Raw genomic sequence first — 10,807 nt, 5'->3', positions numbered from 1 at the left:
GCGCTTAATCCTTTCGTTGCTGTATGCGGCGTAATGAACGTTCGCGACGCGATTGTTCACGGCTGCGGTCCAGCAAGATTTCCTCAATGAAAGCCAGGTGACGGTGCGACGCTTCGCGCGCCTGCTCCGGCTCCCCGGCCATTATCGCCTCGAATACTCGGGTGCGATGGTTGCTTACCAGCGGGAGCATCTCCCGACGGGCATACAACAATTCAAAATTCTGACGAACGTTCTGGGCCAGCATCGGCTCCATGCAGCGTAGCAGATGGAGGAGCACCACGTTGTGTGCCGCTTCGGTGACGGCGATTTGATACTGGACAACGGCGCTGGACTCGGCGTCTAAATCGCCGGACTGCTGTGCCCGTTCAATGGCCTGATGCAGTTCGCGGATACGCACGCGATCTTCATCAGTGCTGCGAAGGGCGGCGTAATAGGCCGCAATACCTTCAAGCGCGTGACGGGTCTCAAGCAGGTCAAACTGGGATTCTGGGTGGTCAGAGAGAAGTTCTACCAGCGGATCGCTGAAGCTCTGCCACAGGCTGTTTTGCACAAAGGTTCCGCCGCCCTGGCGACGAAGCAGCAAGCCCTTTGCTTCGAGGCGTTGAATCGCCTCACGCAGAGAGGGACGTGAAACGTCGAACTGTTTTGCCAGCTCGCGTTCTGGCGGAAGTTTCTCACCCGGGCGCAGAGTCCCTTCGAGGATTAAAAACTCCAGCTGCTGCTCAATCACATCAGATAGTTTTGGTTGGCGAATTTTGCTGTAGGCCATATTCCCTGTCTTACGCCTTTTTGCCCGGAGTCAATTGGTCTTACCAATTTCTAGTTCGTATCGCTAAAGTAACAAAGTATTCACCTTCTGTCCATATTGGTTTTGATTGAAATCAGTAAACCCTGCACATTTTAACAACCTTACAGAAATAACGTTTCAGAAATGTAACTTTGCACAAATGAGTTGATTACTCCCAAAGAGGGAGTTTTAACCATAATGAAACGAGGGGTTTTGCAATCTGAAGCGATTCAACATGGCAAATAATGAAAATTCGCCCACTTAAGAAGCATTTCTATTCTATAGGTTGGGTTAGGAAGAATAAGCGGGCCGATTTACAAATGCTTTCTTTTTATTCAAGTCGTCAGCATCCCTTCATAAAGCAGGTGCATTCGCAGGCGCTTACCACTATTCTGGCGCGTACGGAAGTCATCTCCGCTTTTTTCGGTTTGTTTAACCGTAAAGAAATAAATACAGAATATGGACTTTCATAATTACACACGCACAGCGTGAACATAACAACCACACACGAGGTTTCAAATGGAAGCTCAACAGCACGGCGATCAGCTAAAGCGCGGACTTAAAAACCGCCATATACAGCTCATCGCACTGGGCGGTGCGATTGGTACCGGCCTGTTTCTGGGCAGCGCATCCGTTATCCAGTCAGCCGGTCCGGGTATTATTTTGGGTTACGCGATTGCGGGTTTCATTGCTTTTCTGATCATGCGCCAGCTTGGCGAAATGGTCGTTGAAGAGCCGGTCGCAGGCTCGTTCAGCCACTTTGCCTATAAATACTGGGGCAGCTTTGCGGGCTTCGCCTCCGGCTGGAACTACTGGGTGCTGTACGTTCTGGTTGCTATGGCCGAGCTGACCGCCGTCGGGAAGTACATTCAGTTCTGGTACCCAGAGATCCCCACCTGGGCGTCTGCTGCAGCCTTCTTCGTGATTATCAACGCCATTAACCTGACCAACGTAAAAGTATTCGGCGAGATGGAGTTCTGGTTTGCCATTATCAAAGTCATTGCCGTTGTGGCGATGATCATCTTCGGTGGCTGGCTGCTGTTCAGCGGCAACGGCGGCCCGCAGGCTACCGTGCGTAACCTCTGGGAACAGGGCGGCTTCCTGCCTCACGGCATGACCGGTCTGGTGATGATGATGGCGATCATCATGTTCTCCTTCGGCGGCCTGGAACTGGTGGGTATTACCGCCGCCGAAGCCGATAACCCGGAGCAAAGCATTCCGAAAGCCACAAATCAGGTTATCTACCGTATTCTGATCTTCTATGTGGGCTCACTGGCCGTGCTGCTCTCCCTGCTGCCGTGGACGCGCGTGACCGCTGACACCAGCCCGTTTGTTCTCATCTTCCACGAGCTGGGCGATACCTTTGTCGCCAACGCCCTGAACATCGTGGTGCTGACCGCAGCGCTCTCCGTTTACAACAGCTGCGTATACTGCAACAGCCGTATGCTGTTCGGCCTGGCCCAGCAGGGCAACGCGCCGAAGATGCTGCTCAACGTGGATAAACGCGGCGTGCCGGTGAATACCATCATTGTTTCAGCCATCGTGACCGCGCTGTGCGTGCTGATTAACTACATGGCACCGGAATCGGCGTTTGGCCTGCTGATGGCGCTGGTAGTCTCCGCTCTGGTTATCAACTGGGCGATGATCAGCCTGGCGCACATGAAGTTCCGCCGCGCGAAACAGCAGCAGGGCGTTACCACGCGCTTCCCTGCCCTGCTCTATCCGCTGGGTAACTGGATTTGCCTGCTGTTTATGGCGGCCGTGCTGGTGATCATGCTGATCACGCCGGGCATGGCGATTTCCGTCTACCTGATCCCGGTCTGGATTGCGATCCTTGGCGTTGGCTATCTCTTCAGCCAGAAAAGCCGTAATGCCATGAAGGCGCACTAAACCTCTCGCCGCGGTACTTGCTTTTGCGGGTGCCGCGCGTTGTTACCTTCTTCACACTTTCACGCCAACAGCACATTTATCCATATCACCGCCCTGATACTGCAACGCATATATTCCTTTGCCAGCGAATAATTCTCCCCATACCGTAAACCGGAGAGCTGTCGATGGATAACAACAAACTGTCAGTAAAAGAAAAGATCGGCTATGGGATGGGCGACGCGGGATGCAACATCATCTTCGGCGCCATCATGCTGTTTGTTAACTATTTCTATACGGATATTTTTGGTCTGGCGCCTGCGCTGGTCGGCGTGCTGCTGCTGTCCGTCCGCGTGATTGACGCCGTAACGGACCCGATCATGGGGGCGATTGCCGACCGTACCCGCAGTAAATATGGCCGGTTTCGTCCATGGCTGCTGTGGATTGCGTTCCCCTACGCGCTGTTCAGCATTCTGATGTTCACCACCCCGGAGTGGAGCTATAACAGCAAAGTTATCTATGCGTTTTTCACCTACTTCCTGCTCTCGTTAACCTATACGGCCATCAACATCCCTTACTGCTCGTTAGGTGGAGTGATCACCAACGATCCAAAAGAGCGCGTGGCCTGCCAGTCGTATCGCTTCGTGCTGGTCGGCATCGCCACGCTGCTGCTCTCCTTAACGCTGCTGCCGATGGCCGACTGGTTTGGCGGGGATAACAAAGCCAAAGGCTACCAGATGGCGATGACCGTCCTGGCGCTGATTGGTACCTGTATGTTCCTGTGCTGCTTCGCCACCGTGCGCGAGCGCGTGCGTCCGGCAGTGCAAACCAACGACGAACTGAAAAACGACCTGAAAGACGTGTGGAAAAACGATCAGTGGGTGCGCATTCTGCTGCTGACGCTGTGCAACGTCTGCCCGGGCTTTATCCGCATGGCGGCGACCATGTATTACGTCACCTGGGTGATGGGCCAGAGCACACACTTCGCCACGCTGTTTATCAGCCTGGGCGTTGTCGGCATGATGCTTGGCAGCGTGCTGGCGAAAGTGCTGACCGACCGCTGGTGTAAGCTGAAGGTCTTCTTCTGGACCAATATCGTGCTGGCGGCATTCTCCTGCGCCTTCTATTTCTTCGACCCGAAAGCCACCGTTACCATCGTGGTGCTCTATTTCCTGCTTAACATCCTGCACCAGATCCCGTCTCCGCTGCACTGGTCGCTGATGGCCGACGTGGACGACTACGGCGAATGGAAAACCGGGAAGCGCATCACCGGGATCAGCTTCTCGGGTAACATCTTCTTCCTGAAACTGGGCCTGGCGATTGCCGGGGCGATGGTCGGCTTCCTGCTCTCCTGGTACGGTTATGACGCGGGCGCAAAAGCGCAAAGCGCGGACGCCATCAACGGGATCGTGCTGCTCTTTACCGTCATTCCGGGCATTGGATACTTAATTACCGCTGGGGTGGTACGTCTGCTGAAGGTGGACCGCGAAACCATGAAGCAGATCCAGGCCGATCTGGAAAAGCGTCGCACCAACTACCGCGAACTGAACGACTATCAGGAACTCAAAGCCGCTGAGACTAAATAAGGAAAGCCGCATGCATAACTGGCCAAACCCGTTTATCGAACAACGCGCCGACCCGTACATTTTACGCCATGAGGGACAGTACTATTTTATTGCCTCCGTGCCGCAGTACGACAGGCTGGCGATCCGCCGCGCGGACTCGCTGGAAGGACTACGAGGCGCTGAAGAGGTAGTGGTCTGGCGCAAACCCGAGACCGGCCCGATGAGCCAGCTGATTTGGGCACCGGAACTGCACCACATTGATGGAAAGTGGTACATCTATTTTGCCGCGACGCACACCCAGGCGCTCGACGCACTCGGGATGTTCCAGCACCGCATGTTTGCGATTGAGTGTGCGGACCGCGATCCGCTCAGCGGTACCTGGATCGAGAAAGGGCAAATCAACACCCCGTTCGACACCTTCGCCCTGGACGCCACCACCTTTGTTCATCAGGGCAAACGCTGGTACCTGTGGGCGCAAAAAGCCCCGGATATTTCCGGCAACTCTAACCTCTATCTGTGTGAAATGGAGAACCCGTGGACGCTGAAAGGCGAGCCGGTGATGCTCAGCAAGCCAGAATACGACTGGGAATGCCGTGGTTTCTGGGTCAACGAAGGTCCGGCGGTGCTGGTTCACAGCGATAAGCTGTTTATCAGCTACTCCGCCAGCGCCACCGATGAGAACTACTGCATGGGGTTACTGTGGATAGACCTGAACGCCGATCCGCAAAACCCGGCAAACTGGCACAAATCCCCTCGCCCGGTTTTCGTCACCAGCTACGAGAACCGCCAGTACGGGCCTGGCCACAACAGCTTTACGCAAACGCCGGAAGGGGAAGATGTATTGGTGTACCACGCAAGAAATTACACCGAAATTGAAGGCGATCCGCTTTACGATCCGAACCGTCATACTCGCCTGAAGCTTGTCCGCTGGGACGAAAACGGGATGCCTGATTTCGGCATCCCGCCTGCGGATACGTTATAGCGTCTGCGGCGCGCTGGGTTACACCAGCGTGCCGTAAATCGTCAGCAGCGCCACAATCACCACCACCACAAACGAGGTTTTCTTCGCCATGGAGACGGCGGCTTTTGGCGTTTCGATCTTGTCGGTATGCGGTTCGCGCGCCAGCGAGAACTGCGCCAGGCGCGTCAACACCTGGTACTGGGACGTATGGCGGTCCCCAAGAGAAGCGAACCATGCGGGCAGCGCTTTTTCACCGTGGCCAATTAAGGCGTACACCACGCCCACCAGACGCACCGGGAGCCAGTCGAGCACGTGCAGGATGGCATCAATGCCGGACAGCAAACGCTCATGCGGCGTCAGATAACGGGCAAGCCAGGTCTGCCAGGCGCGCAGGAACGAATAGCCCATCAGCAGTACCGGCCCCCACGGGCCGCCCACCACAAACCAGAACAGCGGAGCAAGGTAGTAGCGGAAGTTAATCCACAGCAGCGCGTTTTGCAGCTCGCGCAGGAACTCGCGCTCGTCGCAGTCCGGCGGCACGCCGTGGATCATCGTCAGCTCGCTCGCCATCGCGCCGCGCGCGTGGGCATCGTCACGGGAGGCGGCTTTCAGGTAGGCGTGATAGTGCAAACGCACCTTGCCCGCACCAATGCACAGCACGCCGAGCAGGATCCACACCACCAGCAGCGGCACGTTGAAAAAGAGTCCGTACAGCGAGCGCAGCAGCAGGAAGGTAATCAGCATGACGCCCGCCATCATCAGCAGCGTGCGCAGCATGGAAAAGTGCTTGATGCGGCGGAATAACACCTCCAGCCGGTGATCCAGTTGCCAGTGCTCGCCGAGCTTGAACAGGCGTTCAGCGATGATAACCAGCAGCATGGTAAACAACGTCATGGTATCTCCTTATTCTGACGACGCGGCAAGCATGGCGCGAAACCGCGACCAGTCAAATGCCGGGCCGGGATCGGTTTTTCTCGCCGGAGCGATATCGCTGTGCCCGGTAATATTGTCGGCGATTGCCGGGTAGAGTCCGATAAGCGTGTGGGTAATAGCAACCAGCTGCTGATACTGGGCATCGGTGTAGGGGGTACTGTCCGTGCCTTCCAGCTCGATCCCAATCGAGAAATCGTTGCACCGTTCGCGCCCGTGATACATCGATACCCCGGCATGCCTGGCGCGCTTATCAAAAGGAACATACTGAACCACCTCACCATCACGGCGAATCAGGCAGTGAGCCGACACGCGCAGATGCGCAATCTCAGCGAAGAAGGGATGAGCATTGGGATCTATCGTTCCCGTGAATAACGCATCGATCCACGGGCCGCCAAACTCACCCGGCGGGAGGCTAATATTATGAACCACCAGCAGTGTGGGCTTTTCATCCTCCGGGCGGCAGTCGTGGTGCGGCGAGGGCACATGCCGCGCATCCACCAGCCATCCGTTTTCTAACAACATGCTGGAACTCCTTCTGTATGGTGCAATGACTCGGTTCAGAGTAGCATGTTTCAATATTATGATTCGTTACCAATTTGGAGTTTTATCATGCCGCCTCGCCGCTACAACCCCGACCACCGACGTGAAGCGCTTCTGGAACGTATTAATATGGATATTCCGGCAAGCGTCGCCCATGCGTTGAAAGAAGACCTGGGGGGTGACGTTAACGCCGATAAAGATATTACCGCACAATTGTTGCCAAAAGAGACACGCTCGCACGCGGTCATTATCACCCGTGAGGAGGGCGTTTTCTGCGGCAAGCGTTGGGTTGAAGAGGTCTTTACTCAGCTGGCGGGTGACGATGTACAGGTGACATGGCACGTTGATGATGGTGATGCAGTGACCGCCAATCAGCCGCTGTTCGAGCTGGACGGTCCTTCCCGCGTATTACTGACCGGCGAGCGTACCGCGCTCAATTTTGTCCAAACGCTCTCTGGCGTCGCCAGTGAAGTGCGCCGCTACGTTGACCTGCTGGCCGGCACCCGTACCCAGCTGCTTGATACCCGCAAAACGCTGCCGGGCCTGCGCACTGCGCTGAAGTACGCGGTGCTCTGCGGCGGCGGCGCAAACCATCGTCTGGGCTTATCCGATGCTTTCCTGATTAAAGAGAACCACATTATTGCTTCTGGCTCCGTGCGTCAGGCGGTGGAAAAGGCCTTCTGGCTGCATCCGGATGTGCCGGTTGAGGTGGAAGTTGAAAGCCTGGAAGAGCTGGAGCAGGCGATCAAGGCCGGGGCCGATATCATCATGCTCGATAACTTCGAGACGGAGCAGATGCGCGAGGCGGTGAAACTGACCAACGGCCGGGCCCAGCTTGAAGTGTCCGGAAACGTCACTTTCGAGACGATCCGTGAGTTCGCCGAAACCGGCGTGGATTACATCTCCGTTGGCGCGCTGACCAAGCACGTTCGCGCCCTCGATCTCTCAATGCGCTTCAAATAACGCACGCTCCCCTCTCTGCCCGGAGAGGGGGATTTCAGCCTCGCTCGCAAATCCATTGTCCTTCTCTGCAACACGGAATGAATTCTCTGAAGCTCCTTTCTCGTTCTCTTTTTTGCCCCTCGTTTCTGCCCTGTCCCGCTGACAAACTAGCGCCACTTTGCATAAGGAGCAGATATGGACAGACAACAAGGATTCACACTCATTGAGCTGATGGTGGTCATTGGCATCATTGCGATTCTGAGCGCCATCGGCGTTCCCGCCTATCAGAACTACCTGCATAAAGCAGCTCTCACCGATATGCTGCAAACTTTCGTTCCCTATCGCACTGCCATTGAGCTTTGCGCGCTCGATCGCGGCGGCGTGGAAAGCTGCGATGCCGGCAGTAACGGTATTCCCTCTCCTGCCACGACGCGTTACGTTTCAGGAATGAGCGTGGCGAAAGGGATCGTGACCTTAACAGGCCAGGAGAGCCTGAACGGGCTGACGGTAACCATGACGCCGCAGTGGAGCAACGGCAACGGTATGACGGGCTGGACGCGTGACTGCAATATCAGTGCTGACAGCGCGCTTAAGCAGGCCTGCGAAGACGTCTTCCGCTTCGACACTAACTAAGGAGCGGATAATGAACACCGATCAACTCGTGGCGCTTTGTCTTCGCCACCATGCCCTGCTGCTCACCAGCGACGGCGACATGATTAGCATCGCCGTCGTGGGAACCCCCGCGCCTGAACTGATGGAGGCCCTGCGCTTCGCGACCCAGAAGCGGATTGATATCGAATGCTGGAGCGCTGAACGCATGGAAAAGCACCGGCAGTTAACCGCGCAATCGCATCTGCCCGTCGTTTCGCAACCCCACTCCGCGGTGGACATCCTCAACCATACGCTGCAGCAGGCAGTAAACCAGCGCGCGTCTGACATCCATATCGAACCAATGGAGCACGCGTGCCAGATCCGCTTACGTATCGACGGGGTACTTTATCCGCAGCCTCCCCTTTCCGCCGCGCTGGCGACGATGCTCAGCGCCCGGTTAAAAGTGCTGGGTAATCTGGATATTGCGGAACGGCGCTTACCTCAGGACGGTCAGTTTACGATTGAGCTGACAAACGAGCCGGTCTCGTTTCGTATCGCCACGCTTCCCTGCAACGGCGGTGAGAAAATTGTGCTGCGTTTGCTACATCAGGTTCAGCAGGCGCTGGAACCGAACGCGCTTGGCATGAGTGCTAAACAGCTGGCCTGTTTTAATGAGGTACTCCACCAGCCTCAGGGGCTAATTCTGGTCACCGGCCCGACGGGCAGCGGCAAAACCGTAACGCTCTACAGCGCGCTGCAGGCGCGTAACACCCCTGACGTCAACATCTGCAGCGTGGAGGATCCCATCGAGATCCCGCTTGCGGGGTTAAATCAGACGCAGGTTAATCCCCGCGCGGGCTTAACATTCCAGAACGTACTGAGAGCGCTGCTCCGTCAGGATCCAGACATCATTATGGTCGGGGAAATTCGCGATGGTGAAACGGCAGAAATTGCCATTAAAGCCGCGCAGACCGGGCATCTTGTATTGTCGACGCTGCACACCAACTCGACGACGGAAACCCTCATTCGTCTGGAGCAGATGGGCGTGGCGCGCTGGATGATCTCTTCCGCGCTCTCGATGGTAATTGCCCAGCGGCTGGTTCGGCGCCTTTGCCCGCACTGCCGACAGAAAACAGGGGAGCATACGGACCTGCCGCGCTCGATTTGGCCGCGGCAACTTCCTCGCTGGCAGCCTGCAGGCTGCGATCGTTGTTATCATGGTTTTTACGGGCGAGTGGCTATTTTTGAAGTACTTGCGATCGATAATCCCCTGCGCCAGGCTATTGCCAGCGGGGCAGGCACCGAGGTGATTGAAGCCAGCGCCCGACAGGCTGGACTCATCTCGCTGTTTGAACACGGCTGCATGGCCGTTGAACAAGGGATGACCACGCTTGAAGAGTTAGTGCGTGTTCTGGGTATGCCCGATGGCTGCTAATCAACTCTGGCGCTGGCGAGCAATCTCCGCTGAAGGAGAACCCCGAAACGGGGTTCTCTGGGCCACCGACCGCAACGCAGCCTTCACCAGGCTGATGCGTAACGACCTCCATCCTCTGGCCCTGACCCGATGCGCTCAAAGGCACCGCTGGCGTCCACATCACTGCTACGAGATGTTTCGTCAGCTCGCAACGCTCCTGCAGGCCGGGCTGACGCTCGCGCATAGTCTGCAAATGCTGGCAGACCAACATCCAGTAGAACCGTGGCGGGGGCTACTGCAAAACGTTGCCGATGAACTCAGTGAAGGCTGTCCTTTTTCTGAGGCGCTCAAACGGTGGCCAGCAGTCTTTAGCCCACTGCATATCTCAATGGTGAAAACCGGAGAGCTAACGGGGAAGCTTGAAGCGTGCTGCCGAGAGCTTGCAGAGCAGCAAAAAGCGCAGCAGCAGCTCAGCGCGAAGGTGAAAAAAGCGCTGCGCTACCCGGCGATCGTCCTGACGCTGGCCGTGCTCGTCGTGCTGGCAATGGTCACCCTGGTTTTGCCCGAATTTGCCGCGATCTACAAAACCTTTAATACCCCGCTTCCGGCGCTGACGCGAATTGTTATGGGGATAGCCGCGTTTATGCAGTCATATGCCCTTGCGCTGTTCGCGATGCTGCTTGTTCCCGTAACCGCAGCCTGGCCTCTGCGACACCATCCTCGCTGGCAGCGTATTCTGCTGAGTTTTCCCGTAATGGGCGCGCTGGCGAAAGGGCAAAAACTGGGGCAGATCTTCACCGTGCTGTCGCTCACGCAGCAGGCGGGCATTGCATTCTTACAGGGGCTTGAAAGTGCAGAAGAGACTGTTGAAAGCCGGTACTGGCAGGGAATACTCCGCAGCATACGCGAGAACATTGAAAAAGGTCTCCCCGTCTGGTCATCTTTTCAGAAGGCGGCAATGTTTACCCCGCTCTGTATTCAGCTTTTACGAACCGGTGAGATGTCAGGTTCGCTGGACGTCATGCTGGCAAACCTTGCTCGCCATCACACGGAACAGACCTTTCAACGGGCAGACAACCTGGCGGCGCTTCTGGAGCCACTGCTCCTGGTTGTTACGGGGGTTATCATCGGCACGCTGGTGGTGGCGATGTATCTGCCGATTTTCCATCTGGGTGATGCGATGAGCGCGGGGTAGTGCAGTAGCGCTG

At 56.4% G+C, this 10,807-nt stretch carries 11 protein-coding genes; 8 read left to right on the top strand and 3 right to left on the bottom strand.

The annotated features are described in order from the left end of the window. Positions 1–4: 4 nt before the first annotated feature. A complete protein-coding gene (pdhR, locus tag IM314_RS09730; RefSeq protein ID WP_006173806.1) occupies positions 5–769 on the bottom strand; it encodes a pyruvate dehydrogenase complex transcriptional repressor PdhR in 765 nt (254 codons plus the stop codon). 263 nt (positions 770–1,032) lie between these two features. Here pdhR and IM314_RS09725 point away from each other — a divergent pair, with 263 nt between their 5' ends. From IM314_RS09725 to IM314_RS09710, 4 genes are all read left to right on the top strand, one after another. Next, entirely contained in the window at positions 1,033–1,260 is a 228-nt protein-coding gene (locus IM314_RS09725; protein ID WP_071993741.1) for a hypothetical protein, read from the top strand. A 46-nt stretch (positions 1,261–1,306) separates the two neighbouring features. Then, positions 1,307–2,677 carry an aromatic amino acid transporter AroP gene (gene aroP / locus IM314_RS09720; protein ID WP_028015528.1) on the top strand — a complete coding sequence of 457 codons (1,371 nt, stop codon included), beginning with the start codon at positions 1,307–1,309 and terminating at the stop codon, positions 2,675–2,677. 164 nt (positions 2,678–2,841) lie between these two features. Then, entirely contained in the window at positions 2,842–4,239 is a 1,398-nt protein-coding gene (locus tag IM314_RS09715; RefSeq protein ID WP_193358516.1) for a glycoside-pentoside-hexuronide (GPH):cation symporter, read from the top strand. Between the two features lie 10 nt (positions 4,240–4,249). Then, positions 4,250–5,200 carry a family 43 glycosylhydrolase gene (locus tag IM314_RS09710; protein ID WP_041911234.1) on the top strand — a complete coding sequence of 317 codons (951 nt, stop codon included), beginning with the start codon at positions 4,250–4,252 and terminating at the stop codon, positions 5,198–5,200. Positions 5,201–5,218: 18 nt separating this feature from the next. Here the strand turns inward: IM314_RS09710 and ampE are convergent, their stop codons facing one another. Continuing rightward, positions 5,219–6,073 carry a beta-lactamase regulator AmpE gene (ampE, locus tag IM314_RS09705; protein ID WP_041911235.1) on the bottom strand — a complete coding sequence of 285 codons (855 nt, stop codon included), beginning with the start codon at positions 6,071–6,073 and terminating at the stop codon, positions 5,219–5,221. Between the two features lie 9 nt (positions 6,074–6,082). After that, entirely contained in the window at positions 6,083–6,634 is a 552-nt protein-coding gene (gene ampD, locus IM314_RS09700; RefSeq protein WP_193359400.1) for a 1,6-anhydro-N-acetylmuramyl-L-alanine amidase AmpD, read from the bottom strand. Positions 6,635–6,721: 87 nt separating this feature from the next. Between ampD and nadC the strand changes: the two genes are divergently transcribed. The 4 genes from nadC (at position 6,722) to hofC (ending at position 10,794) form a co-directional block, all read left to right on the top strand. Then, a complete protein-coding gene (gene nadC / locus IM314_RS09695; RefSeq protein ID WP_045259465.1) occupies positions 6,722–7,615 on the top strand; it encodes a carboxylating nicotinate-nucleotide diphosphorylase in 894 nt (297 codons plus the stop codon). 174 nt (positions 7,616–7,789) lie between these two features. After that, positions 7,790–8,227, top strand: a complete 438-nt coding sequence (gene ppdD / locus IM314_RS09690; RefSeq protein ID WP_041911238.1) for a prepilin peptidase-dependent pilin — start codon at positions 7,790–7,792, stop codon at positions 8,225–8,227. A 10-nt stretch (positions 8,228–8,237) separates the two neighbouring features. Then, entirely contained in the window at positions 8,238–9,620 is a 1,383-nt protein-coding gene (gene gspE, locus IM314_RS09685; protein WP_193358517.1) for a type II secretion system protein GspE, read from the top strand. Continuing rightward, on the top strand, positions 9,610–10,794 hold the full coding sequence (gene hofC, locus IM314_RS09680; protein ID WP_041911240.1) for a protein transport protein HofC: 1,185 nt from the start codon (positions 9,610–9,612) through the stop codon (positions 10,792–10,794). Before gspE ends, hofC begins: the two co-directional genes overlap by 11 nt. The last annotated feature ends 13 nt before the right edge of the window (positions 10,795–10,807 follow it).

This window comes from Enterobacter cloacae complex sp. P42RS, assembly GCF_014930595.1.
In the GTDB taxonomy this organism is placed as follows: domain Bacteria; phylum Pseudomonadota; class Gammaproteobacteria; order Enterobacterales; family Enterobacteriaceae; genus Enterobacter; species Enterobacter bugandensis.
This window is presented reverse-complemented; position numbering and strand designations above follow the sequence as displayed.